This is a genomic window from Gimesia sp. (assembly GCF_048260065.1).
Lineage (GTDB): Bacteria > Planctomycetota > Planctomycetia > Planctomycetales > Planctomycetaceae > Gimesia.
In genome coordinates this window covers 1-23,110 of sequence record NZ_JBLXHC010000023.1, presented here as the reverse complement: position 1 = coordinate 23,110, position 23,110 = coordinate 1, and the positions used below count along the sequence as shown (strand labels likewise).

The 23,110-nt window shown below is 48.1% G+C and carries 20 protein-coding genes and 1 pseudogene; 3 read left to right on the top strand and 18 right to left on the bottom strand.

The genetic code is table 11. From position 1 onward, the window contains the following. Nucleotides 1-122: 122 nt before the first annotated feature. The 6 genes from glgP to ACN0YN_RS28085 form a co-directional block, all read right to left on the bottom strand. Nucleotides 123-1,235: an alpha-glucan family phosphorylase gene (gene glgP, locus ACN0YN_RS28110; protein ID WP_197996660.1), complete on the bottom strand. Its 1,113-nt coding sequence runs from the start codon at nucleotides 1,233-1,235 to the stop codon at nucleotides 123-125. 1,748 nt (nucleotides 1,236-2,983) lie between these two features. Then, nucleotides 2,984-3,775, bottom strand: a complete 792-nt coding sequence (locus ACN0YN_RS28105; RefSeq protein WP_145187112.1) for a heavy-metal-associated domain-containing protein — start codon at nucleotides 3,773-3,775, stop codon at nucleotides 2,984-2,986. Further along, on the bottom strand, nucleotides 3,762-4,211 hold the full coding sequence (locus tag ACN0YN_RS28100) for a MerR family DNA-binding protein (protein WP_194242558.1): 450 nt from the start codon (nucleotides 4,209-4,211) through the stop codon (nucleotides 3,762-3,764). The genes ACN0YN_RS28105 and ACN0YN_RS28100 overlap by 14 nt, the downstream gene beginning before the upstream one ends. Before the next feature lie 125 nt (nucleotides 4,212-4,336). Then, complete coding sequence (locus ACN0YN_RS28095; protein WP_145193830.1) at nucleotides 4,337-5,653, bottom strand: APC family permease; 1,317 nt, start codon at nucleotides 5,651-5,653, stop codon at nucleotides 4,337-4,339. 738 nt (nucleotides 5,654-6,391) lie between these two features. Next, on the bottom strand, nucleotides 6,392-7,801 hold the full coding sequence (locus ACN0YN_RS28090) for a multicopper oxidase family protein (protein WP_145187107.1): 1,410 nt from the start codon (nucleotides 7,799-7,801) through the stop codon (nucleotides 6,392-6,394). Between the two features lie 65 nt (nucleotides 7,802-7,866). Then, nucleotides 7,867-9,369: a TolC family protein gene (locus ACN0YN_RS28085; RefSeq protein ID WP_145187104.1), complete on the bottom strand. Its 1,503-nt coding sequence runs from the start codon at nucleotides 9,367-9,369 to the stop codon at nucleotides 7,867-7,869. Between the two features lie 1,583 nt (nucleotides 9,370-10,952). Between ACN0YN_RS28085 and ACN0YN_RS28080 the strand changes: the two genes are divergently transcribed. The 3 genes from ACN0YN_RS28080 to ACN0YN_RS28070 all read left to right on the top strand — a co-directional run bounded on the left by ACN0YN_RS28080 (nucleotide 10,953) and on the right by ACN0YN_RS28070 (nucleotide 15,007). After that, complete coding sequence (locus tag ACN0YN_RS28080) at nucleotides 10,953-11,609, top strand: class I SAM-dependent methyltransferase (RefSeq protein ID WP_194242559.1); 657 nt, start codon at nucleotides 10,953-10,955, stop codon at nucleotides 11,607-11,609. A 343-nt stretch (nucleotides 11,610-11,952) separates the two neighbouring features. Next, on the top strand, nucleotides 11,953-14,448 hold the full coding sequence (locus tag ACN0YN_RS28075) for a heavy metal translocating P-type ATPase (RefSeq protein WP_145187099.1): 2,496 nt from the start codon (nucleotides 11,953-11,955) through the stop codon (nucleotides 14,446-14,448). Between the two features lie 43 nt (nucleotides 14,449-14,491). Further along, nucleotides 14,492-15,007, top strand: a complete 516-nt coding sequence (locus ACN0YN_RS28070; RefSeq protein WP_145187096.1) for a DUF2231 domain-containing protein — start codon at nucleotides 14,492-14,494, stop codon at nucleotides 15,005-15,007. A 696-nt stretch (nucleotides 15,008-15,703) separates the two neighbouring features. Here ACN0YN_RS28070 and ACN0YN_RS28065 read toward each other — a convergent pair. The 12 genes and pseudogenes from ACN0YN_RS28065 to ACN0YN_RS28010 all read right to left on the bottom strand — a co-directional run. Further along, nucleotides 15,704-16,369 carry a HesA/MoeB/ThiF family protein gene (locus ACN0YN_RS28065; RefSeq protein ID WP_145187090.1) on the bottom strand — a complete coding sequence of 222 codons (666 nt, stop codon included), beginning with the start codon at nucleotides 16,367-16,369 and terminating at the stop codon, nucleotides 15,704-15,706. Beyond that, nucleotides 16,366-16,929 carry a hypothetical protein gene (locus ACN0YN_RS28060; protein WP_194242560.1) on the bottom strand — a complete coding sequence of 188 codons (564 nt, stop codon included), beginning with the start codon at nucleotides 16,927-16,929 and terminating at the stop codon, nucleotides 16,366-16,368. Before ACN0YN_RS28060 ends, ACN0YN_RS28065 begins: the two co-directional genes overlap by 4 nt. Then, nucleotides 16,916-17,971 carry a hypothetical protein gene (locus ACN0YN_RS28055; RefSeq protein WP_417388255.1) on the bottom strand — a complete coding sequence of 352 codons (1,056 nt, stop codon included), beginning with the start codon at nucleotides 17,969-17,971 and terminating at the stop codon, nucleotides 16,916-16,918. The genes ACN0YN_RS28060 and ACN0YN_RS28055 overlap by 14 nt, the downstream gene beginning before the upstream one ends. A 77-nt stretch (nucleotides 17,972-18,048) precedes the next feature. After that, nucleotides 18,049-18,273 (bottom strand): MoaD/ThiS family protein, encoded by a 225-nt coding sequence (locus ACN0YN_RS28050; RefSeq protein WP_145187084.1) that lies wholly within the window; start codon nucleotides 18,271-18,273, stop codon nucleotides 18,049-18,051. A 224-nt stretch (nucleotides 18,274-18,497) separates the two neighbouring features. Then, nucleotides 18,498-18,713, bottom strand: a complete 216-nt coding sequence (locus ACN0YN_RS28045) for a hypothetical protein (RefSeq protein ID WP_145187082.1) — start codon at nucleotides 18,711-18,713, stop codon at nucleotides 18,498-18,500. A gap of 107 nt (nucleotides 18,714-18,820) precedes the next feature. Continuing rightward, complete coding sequence (locus ACN0YN_RS28040) at nucleotides 18,821-19,072, bottom strand: hypothetical protein (protein ID WP_145187080.1); 252 nt, start codon at nucleotides 19,070-19,072, stop codon at nucleotides 18,821-18,823. 10 nt (nucleotides 19,073-19,082) lie between these two features. Beyond that, nucleotides 19,083-20,024 carry a hypothetical protein gene (locus ACN0YN_RS28035; protein WP_145187078.1) on the bottom strand — a complete coding sequence of 314 codons (942 nt, stop codon included), beginning with the start codon at nucleotides 20,022-20,024 and terminating at the stop codon, nucleotides 19,083-19,085. Nucleotides 20,025-20,049: 25 nt separating this feature from the next. After that, nucleotides 20,050-21,546, bottom strand: coding sequence for an AAA family ATPase (locus tag ACN0YN_RS28030; protein ID WP_155366744.1), 1,497 nt, complete (start codon nucleotides 21,544-21,546; stop codon nucleotides 20,050-20,052). 46 nt (nucleotides 21,547-21,592) lie between these two features. After that, nucleotides 21,593-21,892, bottom strand: a complete 300-nt coding sequence (locus ACN0YN_RS28025; protein ID WP_197996659.1) for a hypothetical protein — start codon at nucleotides 21,890-21,892, stop codon at nucleotides 21,593-21,595. 365 nt (nucleotides 21,893-22,257) lie between these two features. Then, on the bottom strand, nucleotides 22,258-22,452 hold the full coding sequence (locus ACN0YN_RS28020; protein ID WP_145187075.1) for a DUF2997 domain-containing protein: 195 nt from the start codon (nucleotides 22,450-22,452) through the stop codon (nucleotides 22,258-22,260). Beyond that, complete coding sequence (locus tag ACN0YN_RS28015; RefSeq protein WP_145187073.1) at nucleotides 22,449-22,817, bottom strand: DUF1257 domain-containing protein; 369 nt, start codon at nucleotides 22,815-22,817, stop codon at nucleotides 22,449-22,451. Before ACN0YN_RS28015 ends, ACN0YN_RS28020 begins: the two co-directional genes overlap by 4 nt. A 1-nt stretch (nucleotide 22,818) precedes the next feature. Beyond that, nucleotides 22,819-23,110: pseudogene (locus ACN0YN_RS28010) on the bottom strand (hypothetical protein); the annotation flags it as partial.

The following is a 23,110-nucleotide window of genomic DNA, read 5'->3' as shown; positions in this document are numbered from 1 at the left end:
AACAATTTCTGATTCCAGCGTTGATACTTCTCTGACACCGATTCTTCACCCAACTCAACCCATAAAAATTGATACACAATAAGGTTAAGCTGGCAATCAACCATGGATAGTCCAGATAATTTCTACTCGTAGTAAGCCTTCAAGACGTATTGCTGTATCATTCGCTGTGTGTTGAAGTAGGATGCATTCAATGCAATCGCATGAGACATAATTCTCAACCAAGAGTCTCTTTGTTCATAATACCGCGGTAACACGATATTTTGGAGCTTTTCATAAAGTAATTCTGCATCTTGATCGGAGCAATCGGCCTCTCCCATATCTGAGGATTTGGCATCACCAATAGCCCAACCAGTTACGTCTTCAATACGATCCTCAAGCCACCATCCGTCAAGTATACTTAGGCTTGGGACACCATTCAGGGCTGCTTTCATACCACTGGTACCCGAAGCTTCCAACGGTGGCTGTGGCGTATTGAGCCAGACGTCGACGCCAGAGGTGATGAACCGTGCCAAGTCCCAATCATAATTTTCCATGTATACAATCTTCACTTCGGGAAGCATCGTGTCCTTCAGCCGGACGATCTCTTGAATCAATTGCTTACCCTGCTCATCTTGTGGGTGGGCTTTCCCAGCAAAAACAATTTGCAAATTCCCTGCCTGCTCCGCTAAACTCTTCAGTCGAACCCGATTCTGCAGCAACAAATTCGCTCTTTTGTAGGCCGTAGCACGACGCGCAAAACCGAGCGTGAAGATTTCGGCATCGAAAGAGGCTTCTGTACGTACATTGATCTCATCAATGAGATCCTGCTTGGCTGTTTGATGCGCCTCCCAAAATTCAGTAGCCGGAATCGACAGCGCACCACGAAGGCTGGCATTGTCTGCGCGCCAACCTGGCAGAAAGCGATCAAAAAGCTTTGCGAATGAAGGTGCGGCCCACGTTTCTAAATGGATTCCATTAGTGATATGGTCGATCGTGTAGTGATGGTCAGTGTCACGTGGCACAAGCAGTTTTCTTGAAACCTCGCCGTGCTTCTTCGCGACGCCGTTGACATAATGGCTGAGATTGAGTGCAAGATAGGTCATGTTCAATTCGCCGGCACAGCAAAACACTTCGTGATTATCAAAGAGATCAGATCGAGAAAGCGTACGCTGGACTTGATCAATTGGGAACCTGTCATGCCCCGCAGGAACCGGAGTATGAGTCGTGAAAATGCAGCTACGGCGAACCGTTTGCACATCTTCGGTGTTAAAGGGCTACGATCAGACGATTTTGCGCTTTCATCAAGTAATTCAAGCCCCAGCAGGGCCGCGTGCCCTTCGTTCATATGAAAACGTGCGACATCATTGTAGCCGAGCGCACGTAACACACGTACGCCACCTACTCCCAGCACGACTTCTTGGCAAAGTCGGTAATGACTGTCGCCACCATAAAGATTGTTAGTCAAGGTACGATCCCAGTCCGAGTTTTCATCCAAATCAGTATCCAGCAAGAGAACCGGAATCACATGTCTGCCGCATCCGGTCACCTCGTACTTCCAGGCGCGCAGTTGCACGTAACGACCTTCGATGGTCACGTCGGTTCGTATTGGTAGCTCGTGACAATATCGCTCAATATTCCATGGAATTGGATCTTCATGCTGCCACCCGGACGCATCTAAGCTCTGTGAAAAGTACCCCTGGCGATGCATCAGCGTAACGGCGATCATTGAGATGCCGAGATCAGCAGCGGCTCGGAGCGTATCGCCTGCCAGCATTCCAAGACCGCCACTGTATGTCGGTATGTCTGGGTGAAGCGCAATCTCCATCGAAAAGTAAGCAACAGCTGGTCGATTTATTTTATTCATCTATCAATTCACCCGGTAGAAAGACTGTTTTACCGTATTATCATGAATGCAGACTGTTGCTATAACTCCTTCTGCACTACAAGCTCGTTGACAATATGAGTCATACCCTGTATCGAACGAAGCTGTTCCTGAGCGATTTGCTTCAGAAAATAGCTCGAAACAGTCCCTCGAATTACAATAACGCCGTTTTTTTGCTCGCACTGAACTAATTTGAGCAAGGCATACCTACTTGAATGCAATCGCTGCCTCGCAATGGTGGCGAGGCAGCAATTTGACGAGTTAGACGACTCGTCCAGCGAATGCGTCGTATCGAACTGATTAGAATCATGGTTCATTTCAGTTTTCTCTTTAAGCATACTTGAGCAACCCTGTGTCGTTTCTTGTCGATACCGGCCACAAGTGGCTAGCCGTCGCATTGGAGATACCGAAATATTCACTGAGTTTCCTCTCTTGAAAACATAATCCCTCGAATACGGTCATTGACTACCTGTCGCTTGATATAGCCTACCTTCCACGGCAGCAGCTTCTGCGAATGCTGCAGCAGTAGGCACGCTTTAAACAACAGATTGGGCTGGCCGTTTCTTCGGTCTGGACTTCAACTTGAGCTGTATTCGACACTGGCTGGATCAATGATTCCGGTAACCCAGACGAGGGAGGCGGACTCAGCAGACCAAGGACAAGTATGCTAGCAGAAAGTGATTTGAGCAACATGACATTCTCCTCGTAGCTAATGAACTGTAATAAATGGAGATATTCACAGGTTAAATAGCGATCACTGTTTAACCGCGTTGATCGCTATTTAACCGCGTTCCATATCCTTTTGATGCCATACCGACCTCAGTACTTCACCGAAACTTTCACTTTTAGGAGAAATGAGACATATGTAAAAAACTCATTCCGTCAATCAATAATATACAACTGTCGTAAGCAGTCTGAATATCTTGCTAGGGAACGGAAGATGATCTCATAGGTTGAAAATCTCGCAGCAAAACCAAGAGCACAAAGTTGATTTAAGTTACGGCGGTATATGGCATTTTAGCCAAATTCTTGTTGGGAATAGATAGAGGGGATTAATTTTCTGCTTAACTGTGATCCCGACAAAAACTTCGATCATCGCTAACTACAGTCTGAACTTTCATTTTACAAATCTCTAAAAAGCATAAAAAGAGCCATGAGGATCATCGTACTATTTTCGATGATGGTAACCGCAGACATTGGCAGATTAAACACTGTTCCCAGACAGGCGCATTGAATCACCTGGCGTTTTCTTACAGCTTTAATGACGCCAATTAATCCGACTCCCATCACGACAAGTGTGACAGTATTTACTAAAGCCGGTAACCAACCCATTATAAATGCCATCCCAAGCGAAAATTCAAGAAACGGGTATAGCAACGCGTAGAGACGTGACCGTTTTGCCACAATATCATAAGTCGCGAAGGCGTCGGCAAACTTACTTACATCAAGCAGCTTAAAGAAGGCAAAACCTAAAAAGAAGAAACCCATAAAGAAACGCATGAAGTTTTCCCAAACCCATCCCGCTTCTTGTGCAGCTGTCAAAATCACTGCCGCACCACAGACGTAAAAGATAACGAGAAGCAAGGGCTTATAAGTGCTGATTTTTAACCCCTGTTTCTCATTGGTTAAATGACTCTGCCGTTCTTCGGTAATACCCTTAGTGTCCTCCTGATTTTCAGTTATCTTTGCTTCGAATCCAGCTCCCTTCACAGCCTCGACTAGTTTCTCACGAGGGGTAGTGCCGTGCATTTTTGCTGTTACAGTTTTGAGTTCATTTGACAGGTCTGCTTCCCACTCAACAATCTCAGAGTTCTGATCCAGGACTGGCCGTAATTTTTCTAAGCAGGAATTACACTTCATGTTTGTGGAAACAGTCACCTCTTGAAGTTGATCTACTTGCTTAACTATAGTCATTTTTAATTCTCCGCATTCTATGTGTGACAGTTTTTTTATCAGGGGAGATAATTGATTCGATAATAGGGCAGCCTGATAGAGTACCATGGCCACTGCACTTCTTATGCAGCGAAGCCAGGGTTGATTCGAGACGTTGCAGATCTTCTATTTTATGTCTAATTTCAATCAATTTACGGCCGGCCAGCTGCTTGACCTCTTTCTTTGATGTAGAAGGCTGGTCTGCAAAACCCAGCAACTGTCCAACTTCTGCGAGAGTGAACCCAAGCTCCTGTGCTCGTTTGATAAACTGGATTCGTTCTATGACCTCCGGCGGATACTCCCGATAAGAGGACTGTGCTATCGGCTGTTCGATCAGCCCCTTTCTTTCATAAAAACGCACCGTCTCAACACCAACTCCCGATGACTGTGCGACTCGTCCTATTGTCAACTTGCTCATATGCATCTCCTGGAAACATTATAAACTCCGTACTATGGTACGGAGTCAAGGGGTAATTTCTATGTAGAGAACAAACCAGGAGAAATGCTGGAAATTATCAAGCTTTTCGGCTGCGCATGGCGTCGTTAGTCGCCTGTTTGGTTTTTGTGAAGAAATAGCCACTCACCCAGGAAAATTAAGATTAAACCGGCAAGAGAAACATAGATTACCAGCATATCCGCCTGGGCTTTAACTACCAGAAACGCTCCTAAAATGACAACGTCCAATATCATTGCCGTGATTAAGACAAGACTACTGGCCTTCACCTCTTTGCGGAGGTGATAAAATACTCCCCAATGGATGGCGATATCCATGATGAGATAAAAGATGGCACCGAGCGAGGCGATACGACTTAAATCAAAAAAAACCGTTAATAACATCGCCATGACAACGGTATACACCAATGTGTGTTTTTGGATGCTACCTGGCATTCCAAAATGTGAGTGCGGTACTAACTTCATGTCTGTGAGCATAGCCAGCATACGAGAAACCGCAAAGACGCTGGCAATCACACCGGAAACGGTGGCGACAATCGCAAACAATACAGTAAACCATACACCATAATCTCCAAAAGCAGGCCGAGCAGCTTCTGCAAGAGAATAGTCTTTCGCTTTAATGATTTCATCGACCGTCAGACTTCCTCCCACAGCCAGCGTCACAAGCATATATAGAACCAGACAGAGGGCAATCGAGATGATGATGGCTCGTCCTACATTTTTATGAGGATTTTTAAGTTCGCCACCGCTATTTGTAATCGTAGTAAAGCCTTTGTAGGCCAGAATTGCGAGCGCCACAGCTCCGAGAAACTCTCCCGGTCCCGCACCGGTTTGATTAGACGAAGTATTTTCGAATGAAAAACCGGAAGCCCACAATCCCCCGATTGCAAAGAGAGCAATCCCGCCAATTTTGATAAATGCAGTGAAAAAGGATAGCTTTTCTATGAATTCGTTACTCAAGATATTCACGAAAAAAGTGAATGCAAGCAAACCGACTCCGAGAGCGACCACTAACCATTCATTTTCGCCGACGTTGAAGAGTTGCAGTGTGTACGTACCAAAGGTCTTCGCGACCAGGCTCTCATTGATGATCATGGAAAAGTACATCAGCAGCGCAAATGCACCTGTTAGCGCTGTTTTACCGTAAGCCTTCTCAAGAAACATGGCGATGCCACCCGCGGATGGATAGGCGTGTGCCATTTTTACATAAGAATAAGCACTGAAAGATGCCACGATTGCTGCTGCCAGAAATGCGAGCGGGAACCATTGTTTCGCTAGCTCAGCAACTTGTCCGGTCAGGGCAAAAATACCGGCACCGATCATCACGCCCGTGCCCATCGCAACAGCACCAGTCAAAGTCAGACTGTTCTCTTTATACTCGGATGAGTTCTCGTCGGAATGTTCCATGCTGTGACCCGTTAACGCCGCATCTACGGCTTTGGAGTATTGTGTGGTGAAGTTGATTGTGGTATTGAGTTCGACTTCTCCACTTTCATTGATTTCTGTACTGCTCTGTTTTGGAGCAGAGTACACATAACTTCACTTTCAAAAGCAATCCGCGTGCCACTATGCAGATCTATTGTGCCAGTCTCCAGAACTACGATTTTCCGGCCCTAAGCCAGATAGGAGATCAGTTCCGGCATGGATCTGGTCGGCCAGCAATCACTTTGAGCGATTTTCCACCGACTCTGACAGAACAGTGGATAGGCCCCAGTGAAGATTAGAACTGTCTCAAGGTCGAGTAATCGGAGATTCAAAACGGAGATTGCAATACAAGTCGTTCGTATCTGGATGAAAGAGCAAGTTGATGACGTTTCGGAATCAGCCCATTTGTTGGTTGCAAGGACTGAATGAAATTACGTATCAATGACGTATTGCTGTGCGAATGTTTTTACGCAGGTCATACAATTCTGCATTGCGACTGTCTGAGACTTATTGGTTTACAGATTGGTTAATTCGTGATTGAGTATAACGTCAACGCTATCGATTCCAGTCATTGTGCGTCGACAAAGTCTGCAACACGACTTGAATGAATGTGCGTATTTGTGTGAATCACAATGTAGATGCCTATCACACATTTTAATGAATTTGGCAAACAGGTAACTCGTATTTCAAAAAAGGATCACATCAGTGCTATATTGGATGTTAGGCATGATGTGGATTCAACGGCGTACTCGAATTCGGCGGGATGGGATCGTCGGTTGTCATCAACTTATCGTATAGATCCGGTGGCAGTACTCGCATCACAGTAAATAGCCCTTTGACACCTTTATACCAACCTTCGCGCATCCCCTGAGTTTCGCGACGATCGGTTAATTTTTTCATGTCTTCCATTGTCATCGGCATGCTATAGTCATTCGCCTTTTCCATCTGCATCTTGCCAGCGTGCTTACCTTCCATTTTCATATCCGACATCCCCTTCATGATTTGTGGATAGCCAGGAACCTCGAAACCCGGATCGTTCTTTTTCTGGCGAATGATGGGCCCGACTTGAGATACCATATGGTTCATCATGTGGTGAAACATGTGACAATGGAGTACCCAATCTCCGGGATTATTAGCCACGAACTCTACATCCCGCGATTGCGCTACCCCCACGATCACCGTATTTCCCGGAATCCACGCTGTTTCCGGAATGCGGCCCCCCTCGGTTCCTGTCACCCAAAAAGTGTGCCCGTGCAAATGCATTGGATGCTGATGCAGCGTACTGAAGTTTAGAAATCGAATGCGGACCCGTTCGCCTAACTTACAAACCAGTGGTGTCGTGTAAGGGCCACACCGCCCGTTGATTGTAAGAAAGTTCCAGTCCATGGAGATCGTATTGGGAATGTGCGCGTTGGGTAACATCGAAAACTGCTGAGTCATTAACACGAAGTCACGATCCACGGCAGGTTCAAAAGCCACTTTGGGATGAACAATGAAAGGCACCACCATTCCGATGGCTTCCTGCATCGCCACATGCGGATGTAAGAAAAAACTACCTTCCTGATGCACGTCATATTCATAGACAAAGGTCTTGCCCGGTTGAATCAAGTCTTGTGTAACGGCAGGTATTCCGTCCATGCTAATGGGGAGTTCCAAGCCATGTGAATGCAGAGTCGTCGGCTCTGGCAAATCATTGCGAAAAACAATACGTACTCGTTCTCCTTGATACATTTCTAATACAGGACCGGGAAACTGGCCGTTAAATCCATACGCGTCCATCCAGATCCCCGGGAGCACTTCTCTACGGGTGGGGGTCGCCTGCAAATGGAACTCGCGCGCACCATTTACAATTTTCCCGCTCAATGTTTTCAAATCAGGTGCAATCACATTGACTGGTGGCTCCCCCGCTTTTCGCAATCCGGGCACGAGTTTCCCTCGGTCAGTCGGACTACCAACTGGGCCACCAGTGCCTGGATGCATACGAGGATATGTGCCTCCCTGACCTTGATATTTATCGGAAGAAGCTCCGCTTTCCGATGACTGCCCCATAGCGGTCCCCGCAGCAAACAATCCGGCCGTGGCTGCCGCACCCTGCTTTAGAAAGTCCCTGCGGTCATTTTGAGTACCCATTGATAGGCCTTTCATTTTGTTTTATTTCGTTTTGCTAAATGATCGTTGTTCATCGTCTCTTACGATTACCGGGGTTTGGGAACGGCATTGATATGTCCGCCACCCACTGGCGCAGGAGGCTCGGCCAGTCCACCTGTCAATAGCATACCGCTAATGGCAATCTCACTTTCATGATACTTTAATTGACTCATGATATAGTCTGCCTGCAAATTGAGATAGATCTGCTGTGCCATCAACACATCAGGCCAGGGAGCGCGCCGCTCCTTATAACTATGATGTAACAGATCGTAGGCTTGCTTACCCTTAGGTAACATTTCATCTCTGTAAGTTTCTACATGCTGACACGCGGTCTGATAATTTCTAAATTCTGTTGAAAGTCTGCTCATCAATGATAATTCCAACCGTTTCACATCCGCCCGAGATCGGTTGAGATCGGCTAAGGCCTGATCCACGGTGCCTTGGTTTTTGTCGAAGATAGGAATAGGTAACCCGACGGTGACCCCTGCTACTGAGTTATCGGTCTCGAAATTATGACCGAAATTGACATCGACCAGGATATTAGGTATCGGTTGGACGCGTTCACGTTCTACGGTTATTTCGTCATGTTGCACACGTTCCCAGGCAGCAACGATTTCAGGACTGCTTTCTAATAACTGATTGAGCGCCGAATTCCAGTCATAAAATTCCTGAGGAGGCTCAAGCCTCCCTCTAAGAGTTGTACATTGTAATTCAGGAGTACCCACCATCGCCACCAGATTTCGCCACTCCTGTTCCAAGTCGTTCTCAGCCGCCTGCTGTTTCAATTGTGCGCGATGCAAGTCGACTTCCGCCTGCAACAGGCCGGACTGATTCGTCTGTCCTAGATTAAGCATCTCTTTATGTGTTTGTAAATTATCTTTCGCATTCTCCAGAAGTTTACCTTGGACTGCGAGTAACTGCTGCGCTGCCAGTGTCCGGTAGAAATGAATCCGCACGTCATTCAAGACACGCGTGTACTGGGCCGACAAGATGGTTTCCGCAACAGCGACCTGCTTTGTCCATTTCGCGCGACTGAGCTTCAGCTTACCACCTGTGACAAATTCCTGTGAGACGAATGCCCCCTGTAATTCACCAGCCGTGCCATTGATGCCAATTTGATCGCTGGCATACCCTACAACCGGGTTTGGGTAGAGTCCCGCCTGATAGGCTGCGCCTCGTGATGCTTCGACTTGCGCTGCCGCCTGGACCAGCGTCGGATTATTGGCTTGTGCCAAAGCTTCTAGCTCATCCAGTGATATCGCAGTACTTTGGCTTGCTAAAACATCACCCGGCATGGGGAGAAGAAGTGGATCGTATTTCTCTACTGGTAACTCAATTGACTCTTGATGCGATACGAGTCGTGTTTCAGTCTCCGAGGTTGCATCATATTCTGCTTCCGCATCATCGCGCACAATGACTTGCGAAGTTTCATTTTCTGCTGGTACAGGTTTTTTACCTATTTGATTAGCAACATCCCTTTTCGTGCTGGTTGCACATCCACTAATTAATACGATTGCCAGTAAGATAGAAATTAGATTCTTTGAATTCACCACGGCCCCCCGAAGTCTAGAACTAGCCGCGCAAATTCTTCACGCGCGATTCCCTTAACGTATAGTTATCGGCGGGATCTGTACTATTGTGTTATTGCAATATATCGATTGTAACGGTTTTCTGTAGAATAGAATGATGGTGGCATCTAAACATCATGTCCAATGATGGTTACGATAATATTCTTTTCTCATCCCGAAGAAGAAAAACGCCAAATCTACCATGTCGAGAGCATTTAAGTACGAGTTGATCGCGCTCCACGTTGGTTTGTGATGCAGCTGATTCAGCGTGTGAATAGAGGAGACTGCCACATTTGAACTAATAAAGTCGGCAGAACTCACTCAATTCGGAGTCTCTAATGGTCGTCACGCAGTTCACGAACCTTGGCCAGCCATTCAACGAGTCCTTGTCGAAGATGTTGGGTAAGTTGAAGCAAAACACCGCCGTATTCAATTGCTCGATTGACTTCAGCATTTGCGAGGAATTCGTCACCAGTGACTTTGTTGGGTGGCAAATCTTCTACTGTCCGTAGCGGAAGCGCAGGCAGTGAGGGACGTTGCCCCGAAATTAATTCCGGATTTGATCAGCTGGGATTGCCTTCATTAACAGCAAATTTGAGCAATACCAGTTTCCGAATTTGGTGAACGCACAGTGGTTCGAGGAGGATGCGTGATCGTTTTGACTCAACGTGCCGTCGTCATGACAACAACACATTGACAACGAGAGCTTAGCTTTGTTTGTTATAAAACACCGTGTGACAGTTTGTTATGTCTTAATTTTAATGGTTGGCATAAATAATGCCTTTTGTGTCGAGTCATCAACAAACAAAGAAAAGCCTTAAAGCTATTGAGGTAATCATACTCACGAAATGAAAAGGAGATCCTATTATGATACGTTTCGCACTGTTTCTCGGTATTCTCGCTGCCTTGACAGCATTCACGACCAATCCGGCAAAGGCAGCAGATAACTCTTATGTACATGGATATCTTGGCCACACCTTGTCGGGGCACGGATACCTTTCGTCCGGATATGGTCACTCGACTTACAGGCAGCGTCTCCAACACGGTTATGTCAACCACGGGTATTCTGCACGTGAGTATGGACACGGTTCCTTCCGGCAAAGCCACATCGACCGCGGCTATTACAATTACCCATCCTATAGTCACCGCGGTGCAGTCCAGATTATGACACCGCATCTAGATTTTCGGTTAGGTCACTAAACGGGTTAGCTTAGTCAGTGCCGAAGTGAATAGCTTCTACCAAGAAAGGGTTAGCACTGTCCCTTAGACTTCTCACTCTCAAAATTCTCGAAAAGGATTCATGAAAAGATACTTTTTTCAATTCCTGCAAACCCTGAGTGGAATTGATAGCAAGTCGAACACTTTTAAGTCTCACTGTCATTTTGAGTTAGCGAAAGTCACCGAAATCTATTTGAAATACGAACTATCTTTTGAATTTATCTTCAAATTCCAATGAATAATCTGGAATGGTTCTGCATCTAACCCCTCGACTGCAAAATTGCTTTGCAGTCGAGGGGTTTCTATTTCTAGTTAGATGTTCCAAACATATTCAGTTAGAGAAAAGCATGAAAGCAGCTATATCAAGATTGTGTCGAAAATTAACTATCAAAACGTTTTCGCGTAAAACAAAACTAATGTTAGAACGATTCAAAGGAGTTGATTTTTTAACTGTAATACAACCTGAAGAAATTGGATATGACCCTCATGTTGTGTATCGGTCTTCTCCTTCTGGAAATAAATATTTAATACAATTACTAAAAGATATTAGTGTTACAAACGCTGACTCTATTATCGATATTGGCTCCGGAAAAGGTAGCGCAATGCGATCAATGCTAAAGTTTCCCTTTGCAGAAATTGCTGGAATTGAGTTGTCAGAACAGATCGCTGCAATAGCAATAAATAATTTCAAAAAACTAAGGGCGAATAGATGTCATGTGTTTAGTTGCGATGCAACGGCATTTCAGAATTATGGCCACTATAATATGTTTTATTTCTATAACCCATTTCCGGCTGATATTATGTCAGAAGTGATTTGCAAGATAGATGAGTCTGCCCGAGGAAGCGATAAAGAAATACTAATTATATACAACAACCCAGTTTATCATGACTCAATCATTAGTTTTGGAGCGTTCTCGAAGGTCAAAGAATATCCTGATGAATGGGGAAATCAAATCTTTCTTTATTCAAATAAAAGTCTGGAACACTCCAGATTGAATCGCTAATTTTGTTGATGAAAAGAGTTCAGGGATTTAATCGTTGAGCTTGTGAATTATTCTCCATGATAAAGACGTATGCTGTGTTCAGCATCAAGATAAAGCAATCTGTTCGTCAGATAACGTACTCATAGAATAATTCTGGTTGCGATTTAAATATAGAATAGAAAACAACCTATCCCCCCATACCATGACTATATTGAGAATCGAAAAAAAAGTAGTGAGAACCTCAAAATAATGTCATTTGACATGAAGAAAGCACGAGTAGGTTGCATCCAATATCGAAGAAGCCGGGAATGTGCGCCCCTCTCTTTACACATCACAACGACATGAACTAGCAGGAACGTGTTATATGGCGATTGATCCAATTTGCGGGATGCAAGTTGAAGAAGCAACAGGGTTAAATTGTGAGTTCGGTGGAGCAACATTCTATTTCTGCAGTAAGAATTGTAAAGAGAAATTCCAAAGGCAACAGACTTTGGCTGCTCTACTGACTCCAGACAATCAGCATTCCAGCATGAAGACCGGTGCTGGTAAAAGCCATGGAAATTGTAATCCTGAATCAGAGCTGGGAGGTAAAAACGCCACAACAAAACATGCAGTAGCTGCAAAGTCCCACAAATATTTCTGCCCAATGTGTGCAGGAATCGGCAGTGATAAACCCGGCGAGTGCCCAAAGTGTGGAATGGCCTTAGAATTAGTCAAACCAGAACTTGCAGAGTCTCGAACAGTTTATACGTGCCCGATGCACCCGGAAGTTGAGCAGAATGAACCAGGTACATGTCCAAAGTGTGGGATGGAACTGGAACCGAAGTATGTAACCGCGCTTGAGGAAGATGACGACACCCAACTTAGGAGCATGACACAACGATTCTGGGTCGCTGTAGTTTTGGGGATACCGGTACTGCTGTTGGCGATGTTGCCAATGCTCGATAAGGCACTGGAATTTTCACCGTTTGTTTCGTCTTGGGTTCAATTTGCGCTGAGTTCACCGATTGTACTCTGGGCTGGCTGGCCGTTCTTTAAACGTGGTTGGCGGTCCTTAGTCAATTGGAACTTAAACATGTTCACATTGGTCTCGCTTGGTGTTGGTGCGGCATATTTATATAGCACAGCCGCGGTGCTGGTGCCCGGAATGATTCCAGATTCTTTCAAAGAAAATGGTCACGTTGCTGTATATTTTGAAGCTGCTGCCGTAATCATTGCCTTGGTATTATTGGGACAAGTGCTTGAATTACGTGCCCGTCGTCGAACTGGCAACGCAGTTCGTGAACTTTTATCACTAGCACCACCAACGGCCCGTGTTGTCGTTAACGGGCAAGAGCAGGAGCTTCCATTAGAAGAAGTTCGCGAGAGCGATATTCTCAAAGTAGTTCCTGGCGAAAAAATACCCGTTGATGGAGAAATCATTTCCGGCAAGAGTTCGATTGACGAATCAATGTTAACCGGTGAACCAGTTCCGGTCTCGAAGCAGACGGGCGATCTAGTGATGGGCGGCACGGTGAATCAGACTGGTTCGTTCCAAATGCGAGCAAAACATGTAGGTGAGGGTACTGTATTGTCACAAATTGTGCGGATGGTTGCTGACGCTCAACGCAGCCGTGCACCAATACAACGTATCGTTGACGTGGTAGCAAGCTGGTTCGTGCCCGCAGTAGTCTTAATCGCCATAGTTACATTTGTTGTTTGGGCATGGTTATCTCCAGAAGAACCACGGCTTGGTTTCGCTTTGATCAATGCTGTCGCAGTGCTCATTATCGCTTGTCCTTGTGCGTTGGGCCTAGCCACGCCGATGTCAATCATGGTTGGCATCGGTCGTGGAGCACAGGAAGGTGTACTGATCAAAGACGCCGTAGTCTTAGAAGTCCTGGAGCAGGTGGATACGATTGTCGTTGATAAAACAGGTACACTGACGGAGGGACGGCCCAAACTCACTGAATGCATTCCTACAGAGTCCATTTCAGAGAAGGAGCTATTGGAATATGCGTCAGCGGTCGAACGAAACAGCGAACATCCACTAGGCCGTGCCATCATCGATGCTGCCAGGGAAAAAGGAATTGACTTGGCAGCAGTTGATGAGTTTGATTCCACAACCGGGGGTGGAGTATCAGGAACGGTTAAAGGAAAGAGCGTTTTGATTGGTAAACTTGACTTTCTTGTCGATCAAAGAGTTCGTAACATTGAGACAATGCGAGAACGTGCTGAAACGCTGCAGCACGATGGTCATACAGTGATGTTCGTTGCTGTTAATGGGCAATTCGCCGGACTACTGGCCGTCTCTGATCCTATCAAAGCGTCAACCCCCGACGCTGTGCAAGAACTACACGATTTGGGCTTACGAATTATTGTGCTCACCGGTGACAACAAGCGTACTGCCCTGGCAGTGGCCAAGAATCTTGGCATCGACGAAGTGGAAGCAGGCATTAGTCCACAAGACAAAAACGCGAGAGTACGAGCACTGAAGACAAAAGGTAGTAAAGTGGCGATGGCTGGCGATGGTATTAATGACGCACCAGCACTTGCTGAAGCTGACGTAGGTATTGCGATGGGGACAGGCACGGACGTGGCCATCGAAAGTGCCGGTGTGACGTTAGTGAAAGGAGACCTACGTGGCATTGTTAAAGCTGTCCGATTGAGTCGCAGTACTATGCGCAATATCCGCCAAAACTTATTCTTCGCATTTATCTACAATATTCTTGGCGTGCCCGTTGCCAGTGGAGTACTGGTTCCGTTTCTTGGAATGGGGGCTCTGTTGAATCCTATGATCGCTGCAGCTGCAATGAGTCTTAGCTCAGTTTCCGTCATCGGCAACGCTTTACGTTTGCGGCAAGCTCAATTATATAAGTAATGAGTATCGATCAAAATGAACCCTTCGGAAAGTTGAATACATTATGGATAATATTCTCCCAAAACCATGGGAATTGCACCCTGCACTGGTCCACTTTCCAATTGCATTTCTTCTGGGGGGCGTTGTACTCTTACTGTGGGCGTGGTGGAGAGCGAACGAGATACAGCATCGAGTGGCCGCAGGAATGTTGCTGGTCGGAATGGTTTCGGGTTGGCTCGCCTCCACCGCAGGCGGATTGGCATACTTTACGGTGCCAGCTCATACCGAACAAGGCCACGTACTCATGTACTGGCATTTGGGATTTGGATTGGCGATGCTCATTCTCTTCACTTGGCTATCGACAGTAAGCTGGCGAGGGCGAACAACAGCAGCCACTAAGCTGCAATTGACTGTAGCATTGTGTGGAGTTGTGCTATTGATGCTAACCGGTTATCTCGGTGGTTTAATAGTCTACCATCACGGTGCGGGAGTTAACCCGAATATCCTTGCTCCGGAAATACGTGATGGCCACTCACATGGAAATAATGAGCAACATGATGTATCGGTCCATGAGCACTAACTGCGGTAAAAAAAGGTTAAAGCAACTGGCATCGACCAATATGAGAAACTGTTTTCGTCTGCGGCACAAGAGAACTTGATTCATTACGCGATCATGACAGGCTCTCAACTCTGAACCAGTTGGGCCGTTATAAATCTAAGGTAATCGTGATTAAAATACAGTCTGAACTTCGAATGATCTATTGGCACTTGACCAGCATTTAAAACTACGAGATAGGCACGGTTTCAAAATGTGAAGATTCCCAGAAATAGTGGGCGATTTAAAAAGAGTGTCAACTATTCTGAGGAAGAATAACAAGAGAAAACAGTATTCGAAATATAAACCCAAATGTCCACGGCGTTCAATTCCTGCTGAAGACGCATGTTCCTAATTCATTCGACCTGATCACCATTTCTAATACTACTAATAAATAGCGTGACCTTTACTCAAAATTGATTTCAAGAATCGAGAGAATATTTCATCTCCTTTCTAGTTCGACTGTCCTACATTCGTTAGCGTTTCGATTGAGAAAAAAAAGATTCTGTAGCCATAAGTCGAACTGATACTGTTTCAAATATCAGCAGAAAATTTGCTCTGAACTAGAAAATCCATGATCTCTGATAGCTAAAATAAGGATAACGGGCCACCACTACAGGTGGCCCGTTATCCCATGTTATTTCTTTTGCTTTTCTCTAATATGTCTGCCCATTTTAAACTTCATTTTAAGTATGTTTCACCAGCGAGAAGATTGAAGGTCGTATCAAAATCAACAGGAATAGTTCGCAGCCAGCGAGTGAATTGATGAACCATAAGTCCTGCAGCAATGCTGGCTGCATAAATCGTACTGCGTGATGTACAGCTTCCGGTTTGTGCCTCGTTTTGTGGGAAAAGTGTTTTCGCATACTGTTTCATTCCATGATGCTGAGTTGCTGTCAGTATCCGAATTGTTTCTCCCAGCATTCTTCCATCTGTCCAGAAATCGCATTTTCTGTTGACGGATCGCCAGATCACCGCACGGGCTGATATCGAGTCCACACAACAGAAGACAGCCTCACCCACAGGAACGGACACTCGATAACGATCCATAATCACCGTTACCTGAATTGAATCGTCAAGCTCCTGGATGGCTCTGGCTGTCGTGTCTACTTTAAGCTGCCCCAGATCCTGAGCTCGGTATCCCTGAGTCGTGATATTGGTCGACTCCACACTATCAAAGTCAATCAGCTGAATCCGTGGTGTCCCAATCGCCGCCAGTTGCAGCGCCACCTGACGACCAATGGCCCCCACTCCGATGACGGTTGCCGTCAACTGAGAAAGCCGTTCCGCCGGGATCAGGTCACTTTGTCTTTGGAAACGATCGATAGTCACATTTAATGTATTCAAATCTGTTCTCCTTTCAATTCGTAATCAGCAAAGAGCCAGTCTTCATCCCAGTCAAAATCTGCGGTCTGATCAAAAGCAGACTGGAACAGGCGACTGTTCTGTTGCGGATGCACATGACTTAAATACTCATCCTCCCAACGTTCTGGATCACTACCGGCAAATGTTTGAGAGTAATCCCGTTTTACTGGGATTTCGTATTCTGCCGTCGGACCCACATTAAATTTTAACCGAGCATATGTTCGCCCTGTCCGCGCCAGAATGAACATCACGGCCCAATCGGATCGACCAAACACACGGTTAAAAGTATTTTCATCGGTCTGGCTGGGCAAGGGACAATCTCCCGGATGCGTATGAATCCAGATCCGACCAAACTGTTCTGGACGGAGGCCCGCGTCCACCTGGTCGTCAAAGAAATTCGCGACCGCCTCATCGTCGAAGGCCACGTGAGCCACCGAGCAGGTCTGTTCCACAAGCTGCAGGTCCTGCACCAGCAGCAGATCCTCCTCTGATGTAATCCCAAAGCCACCAACTTCGGTGTCTCCGTAATCACGCAGGTACAACAGTTTCGCCCAGGCAGTCGGACTGAACCGCAGTTGCGGTAACCGGGTTTGCTGATGAGGCCTGGGTTTCCGGTAATTCTTCCTCTGTTTCTTCGAGTTCTTCTTCCGCATCACAATCAGAGCACCTTTCATTTTCAAGTAAACAGCGTTGGCAGCAGTCAGCATGACACTGTATGCACTGTTGCAGACAGGACGAACAGCAGTGGCCGTGACAGCCATCACAGTACGACAAACACTCATGGCAAAACGGACAATCGCAGTCCGAACAATCCTTAGTACACCCCGTGCAAAGTGTGATTTCACAGTTATCACAGCGGGTTTGCTGGTTGGCTGCGATCACATCGGCGCACTCGGTACATTCAACACTGTCCCAGTCACTGAGCGCCACATAGGGACTGTCGCGGTTATAAGTTTGTAACAGGCTGGCCACCATCGTGAAAAAATCAAACAGCCGTCCCTGTTCCAGCGACCGGCGTATGACTTGCCGTCCATCCCCTTCACAGACGACATCAGATTGAATATGGGGATGTGTGACACAGTCATTGGTAAACGCCGGATGCGGGTCCGTGGCGAACACGCGATAAGGGGACCCGTTATCCATTTTCAGATTTGCATAATTGAGACGAATCTCAAAAGGGCCCAGATAGACGCCTTCCAGTTTAATCGGTTCTGTACTGACAGAGATGGTCTGGGCACGGAGATCCAGCTGCAGCTCACCGAATTCTTCTTCTAAAGACCGCAGTTCTGCATAGAGTTCCCTGACGGAAGAAATCTGCTGCGGAGATGTATCAGACGACAATTCACCATGTAAAGTTGTCAGTTCCTGGATCAACTGGGTTACACCAGTTTTCAGTTGTCGTTCCAGTTTTAGTGCAGCCGAATCCCAGCCTCTGCGTTGTGCTTGTTGGCGTTTCCGTAGTAACCGGTCACAGTACCACCATGTCTGGAATGGCATTTCATATAACGACGAGGGTTCTTCAGACACCAGACAGTTATATATTCGACTGGCAGTCCGCCAGAGTCGTTTTCGTGGATGCTTCATTGTCTCCTCTTTCAAAAAATGGATTCCAGGGCGGACTGCCGGGGACGAGACCCCGACAGTCCGTGGAAATACAAAAACTAGGACCGCGCCCCCTCAATCTTCGTCGGAGTGATCGAAATTCGGTCCCCGTCCTGTAACTGCTGGTCCGGGGGGCACGGCTGGCGATTCACGCGAATCAGGTAATCGCGGGCTTCCGCATCTCCCATCTTCTGCTCAAAAAGTTGTGCTACCGTGGTTCCTGCGGGGACATCGATATAATCAGCGAACCCACCGCCATCGTTGTTGATCAATAAAAGTTTCATAAAAGTCCTTCCAGTTGTTGTTTGAAAATGTTTAAAAACACACAATGTTTGTTTATGTGAGCAGCCGTCGTTTGCGACGCCGTTTCCTGCGGCGTGTATTGCTTTTCACACCCCGTCGTCCCTTGATGCGTCCGGCGTGCAGCGTTTGCAGCAGGACTGACTGCGATTTTGATCGTACACTGAGGATCTTTGGGACAGTTCGACAGCATTCGCTCGTTTGAAGATCAGCCCACCACTGGTTCATGGCGTGCCCCTTGTCGCTCGGAATTTAGTCGATTGGCTTCCAGTTCATCCCAGTCAATGATGTAAGGGCCCGACTCTTCTGCCTCGGGATCAATGACTTCCTCGGGCTCCGCTAATAAGAAGCCCAGACGTTTTACGGTCGACATGCTTTCGCCGGTTGCCAGGGCCACGGCCCGATTTAAATCTGCCTGTCTCATCAGTTGTCTCCTTCAAAACGAAAATGTTTAAACAAAAAAAACCGGTCCTGCGGGCAACAAACCTGCGGAACCGGGGCAAACCAGTGATAAAATTAAGTTGTCAGTTCTCAAGGACCGGTATCTGGCGACAACCAATGCTGTTCCAGCCAGTCCGTTTCGGATTCCAGGGCAGCACTCCGCTGCGTAAACGGGCCCAGCTGGGGCCCATTCACGGGGGACAGATCGACCAGCCATTGACCAGCTGCATTCGGTTCGACGTAAGAGCCACGTGAAATGGTCAGTCGACCGAGAGTTGCCAGGTTAAAGGCTTCTGAGTAAACGCAGTGAACCGTCCCCAGTGGTGAGATCAAAAGTTTCATGTGGATTACCTCACTTGGGAGTTCGAATAATCTGACGCCGTGGTCGATCGATTAACAGACCATCCAGGGCTGCCTGGACGCCAGACAATTCTGATGCGACCTGCTGACGGAGTTCACCCCGTTTTCGCAATTCCTGGGGCTGAATGCCCTGCACGATTCCCTGGCACTGGGCTACCAGCACATCCAGCTGCTCGTTAGAACGGACATTCAGGGATCGGAAGCGTTCAAAAAACTCATGCAGGTTCCCGATGGCGGAATCACGAAATACTTTGGGCCGGCCATCGGCCTGGCCACTCAATCGATCCGTCAGATGCGACACAAGTTGTGACAGTTCGCCCAGAAAGGCGTCTTCCGCCAGCCTGACTGCTTCTTCGAAGCGTAACTGCACGCGCTGGCACTCCTGCTCATACAGTTCCGGATTGAGTTGCCTTAAATAATCCGGTGGTTCAACGCTGGGAAAGTCCCAGGACACTTCGAACAGACCTATCAGGGTCAAGGGATAATCGTCGTCATTGAAGAGACTCCCCAGGCGTTCCCGGGCCGCTGACTTCAGGGACAGGTATTGTTCATCCAGCTGTGAGACAGCCTCGTTGAGTTCTTGCGTGAACTGGTGCATCTGGTCCTGAAATGCAGTCAAAGCATCCTGCCGCAGTAACCGTATTCCGGATTCCGGAAAGGGCAGGCTGATGGAAGTCCAGTACGAGCGCACCCGCTGACGGACCGCATTCACGGCCCGGAAACGGGGGTGTCCGGTATCCAGTAGTTTCTTGCCCGCACTCAGGAAGGTCCCTTCTGCCCCAAACGATTCAGCGGCCTGAGTCTTCTGGTCGCGTGTCAGTGACTTGCGCGTACCAAACCATTCAAAACTGATGCGCGTAGCACACATCGTTGATCGCAGCCGATCGATGGGATCGGTGCGGGTATTTACTTCTTCGATAGCAGTTATGGTCATATTAGCTCCTTAAATAGAGTGTGGTTTAGTTTCTGTGGGGATCACGAGAGAGATTTCGGCGTGAACGCGAACCAGAACGTTCGTCATTGCTAAATACGCCTGGTTGTTCTGCAGACAGACAGCGTCTGCTGGCCCAACGCCTGAGACGGGCCACCGATTCGGCGGCGGTGACAGCTACGGGAACCACGTTTTCAGCGGCCTTGATTAAAGGGACTTCGAGCAGCGCCGCCAGACGACAGCAGGCCCGGATTTCCGAACCGGTCCAATGCCGGTCGTCCGGCAAACGTTGATCGGACGTAAGACCAAACAGTTCACGGTACAGCCTCCAGATGGCCTGCTTCTGGTCATCTCCCGGTAAATCGAGAAAGAACAGTGCATCAAAGCGTTCGGCCCGCACGAACTCCGGTGGCAGTTTGGAAATGTCGTTGGCGGTACAAACTACAAACACGTCCGAAGTATGGTCGTTGAGCCAGCCCAGCAGCGTACCCAGCATGCGTGTCGAAACGCCGCTGTCTGACTGTCCAGAAGAGGCAGAGCCACTCAGCCCTTTCTCGACCTCATCAATGAACAGGACGGCCGGCTGCATCGCATCCACGATCCGAAGTGCTCTACGAGTTCGCTCCTCGGTCTGACCTAAAAGCGAAGCCATTAGAGCCCCCACGTCGAGTGTCAGTGTGGGACGCCCCGTCTCTTTTCCCAGTGCTTTGGCAAATGCGCTTTTACCGGTTCCCGGAACTCCCAGTAACAGCACGCCTCTTGGACGAATGACCGGTGCATCCTGGGAACGGGGGCGGAGTGCACGCAAGCAAAAGGCTTTGAGAGACTCCAGACCGCCCAGCCCAGCAAACGATTCCGATCCCTGGTGCAACGATAACAGACCGCTTTTCAGTAGCGTCTGGGATTTCAGCTCCAGTACGACCGAGGCTTCGATGCGTCCATGCCGCACCAGGGAGAAACTGAAGGCCCCTTCCGCTTCATAACGGGTCAGACCCGAGGCAGCGTCCAGGACACATTGCAGTTCAGGTCCCTCCGGCAATTCTCCTGTTTCCGTGGCGATACTGCGGGCAATTTCCAGCAGCTGATCCCGACCAGGAAGTTCATGTTCCAGGCAGACAAACAGTTTTTCCAGTTCTGTAGGGATCTGGACCAGGCTGGAAAGGATGACAATAAATGTCCGTGCCTGTTTACCCAGATTGATCTGTTGTGTCAGCGCCTGAATGATCTCCGGCGAATTGATGAAGCAATGGAAGTTTTTAAGGACCAGCAGCGTGGGATGATCCGGATCGGCCTGACTGCTCAGACAGTGAATGGCAGCCAGGGGATCGAGGAGCGACGTGTCGCGGCCTTCCGCGAGTTCCGTTCCCTGCAGGCCCCGGTCAATGTCCCATGAGAATAGCCGCCAGTCTTCGCTGTGACAGAGCCGAGACATTTCCAGCAATGCCTCATCATGTTCGTGGCTCTGAATCCAGATCCCGGTAAAGCAGGCGCGTACGTTCTCCGCAAGTCTTTCGGATAATAACATAAGAGTTTCCTTGATGGTTTGAAGTAAAAAGAAGGTGTGAAGTGTATTAAGCGGTTCCCGCCAGCTGGCCGATCGTTTCCAGCCAGGAAATGATTTCCCCGTCAGGATCGCGTTCCTGCAGTAGGGAAATTGTCATCTGTTCGACCGCGCTGGTATTGAGCCAGTGCTTGGCCCGGTTTCTGAGTCGGACCCGGATTCGACGAGTCAGTTGTTTCCAGCTATAGTCATCATGCCGACTGTCGAATACCCGCTGCGCCACTTCCGACGCTACACAATCATGGTCACCGAATTCAACAGTGAAATCGGCAACAGCCTGAATGGCTTGCGGATGCAGGTAGTTCTCCAAGCTCCGTTTCCGTGTCAGCACAGCACGACAAGGGATTCGTCGATTAATCTGAGCAACAAGCTCTTCCCGCTGTTCCCTCTCAGGGGATGCCTCTCCGTCTAAGAGATAAAATTCGGGAATTTGGAGCGGAGCCAGCCGACTAAGCCAAGCCCGGGGGTGGCCGCCAATGGGCAGGAAAATGAGTTCCTTGTCGCGTTCCATCGCGGCCAGGTCAGGCAGTGTGGGATGTGCCGTATGCAGGAGCGTCGAGATGCGGGTCAGAAATTCAATATCGTGTGCCCCTTCAACGACGACTAGAATACGTACCGGGTGGGGATCTTCGGGAATCGGGTCCGGTAAGACCTGCGTGTATTGATTTGCGAAAACTAATTCTCCTGTGTTAATTGGTTGGATTGATGTTGAACGGCCTGGTGGTATTCGGAGGTCAGCAGTTCTGAGGAGACCTTTCCCAGAGCCGCTTCCAGAAACCGGCTGGCGTCTTTGCACCGGGAGCCGGTAAAGCCGCGGGTTTCGATGCGGGACTGACCGTCCGTTGAAAAAATAATGTTGATTGTTTTCAATGGTCTGCTCCGATCTGAATGGTGAGTTTAATGGAACCGTCGCTGAGCTGGTTTTCGTGGACGGAATGACCCTTCCGGCGCGCTTCCAGACGGCATTTTTCCACGCCGTAAAATTGCAGCAGTCTGTTGAGTTGAGCCGGCTCTCCCCAGCGACCTTCAAAGTTGTCAAATCGAACCTGGCCCTGTTCGACATCGAACACAACTGGATACCGCCAGTCGGGGAGACGGACCGCGTATCCGGTGGCTTCTCCGCTAAACAGGGGAACGGTTTCGTGAACGGGTTCTCCCAGTTCGAGTCGGCGGCAGGCCAGGCCCAATGCCTCAGAGTCGCGGACCTCCGTTTGGATGGTGACAATATGTGACATTTCAGGTTTCCCTTTCTGTAGATGAGTTATCAGGAGATTGAAGTAAATCCGTTAACCGGAGTTTGGCTGGATCTGTTTTCGCAGGTGGCATCAGCCGTGGTTCAGATGAGACCAAATCGTCCAATAGTAATTCTGTGATCTCATTCTTGTCTGCGGGTTCAACTTTCTGCTGCAGTAACAGCCAGCAAATCAACAGGGGCAGCAGACTGACCACGACAAACGCCACCCTGGTGATCGCAGCCGCAATGATCGGATCTCGGTTTCGGCGGTCGGCGATTTCGCGGCGTTCTGCC

Bases quoted from the DNA above. Each gene is read 5' to 3' on its own strand.
- ACN0YN_RS28050 (WP_145187084.1), bottom strand. From the start codon at position 18,273: ATGAAACTTTTATTGATCAACAACGATGGCGGTGGGTTCGCTGATTAT.
- ACN0YN_RS28055 (WP_417388255.1), bottom strand. From the start codon at position 17,971: ATGAAGCATCCACGAAAACGACTCTGGCGGACTGCCAGTCGAATATAT.
- ACN0YN_RS28035 (WP_145187078.1), bottom strand. From the start codon at position 20,024: ATGACCATAACTGCTATCGAAGAAGTAAATACCCGCACCGATCCCATC.
- ACN0YN_RS28015 (WP_145187073.1), bottom strand. From the start codon at position 22,817: ATGTCACATATTGTCACCATCCAAACGGAGGTCCGCGACTCTGAGGCA.
- ACN0YN_RS28095 (WP_145193830.1), bottom strand. From the start codon at position 5,653: ATGGAACATTCCGACGAGAACTCATCCGAGTATAAAGAGAACAGTCTG.
- ACN0YN_RS28030 (WP_155366744.1), bottom strand. From the start codon at position 21,546: ATGTTATTATCCGAAAGACTTGCGGAGAACGTACGCGCCTGCTTTACC.
- ACN0YN_RS28080 (WP_194242559.1), top strand. From the start codon at position 10,953: ATGAAAGCAGCTATATCAAGATTGTGTCGAAAATTAACTATCAAAACG.
- ACN0YN_RS28070 (WP_145187096.1), top strand. From the start codon at position 14,492: ATGGATAATATTCTCCCAAAACCATGGGAATTGCACCCTGCACTGGTC.
- ACN0YN_RS28045 (WP_145187082.1), bottom strand. From the start codon at position 18,713: ATGAGACAGGCAGATTTAAATCGGGCCGTGGCCCTGGCAACCGGCGAA.
- ACN0YN_RS28100 (WP_194242558.1), bottom strand. From the start codon at position 4,211: ATGAGCAAGTTGACAATAGGACGAGTCGCACAGTCATCGGGAGTTGGT.
- ACN0YN_RS28040 (WP_145187080.1), bottom strand. From the start codon at position 19,072: ATGAAACTTTTGATCTCACCACTGGGGACGGTTCACTGCGTTTACTCA.
- ACN0YN_RS28090 (WP_145187107.1), bottom strand. From the start codon at position 7,801: ATGGGTACTCAAAATGACCGCAGGGACTTTCTAAAGCAGGGTGCGGCA.
- ACN0YN_RS28105 (WP_145187112.1), bottom strand. From the start codon at position 3,775: ATGACTATAGTTAAGCAAGTAGATCAACTTCAAGAGGTGACTGTTTCC.
- ACN0YN_RS28075 (WP_145187099.1), top strand. From the start codon at position 11,953: ATGGCGATTGATCCAATTTGCGGGATGCAAGTTGAAGAAGCAACAGGG.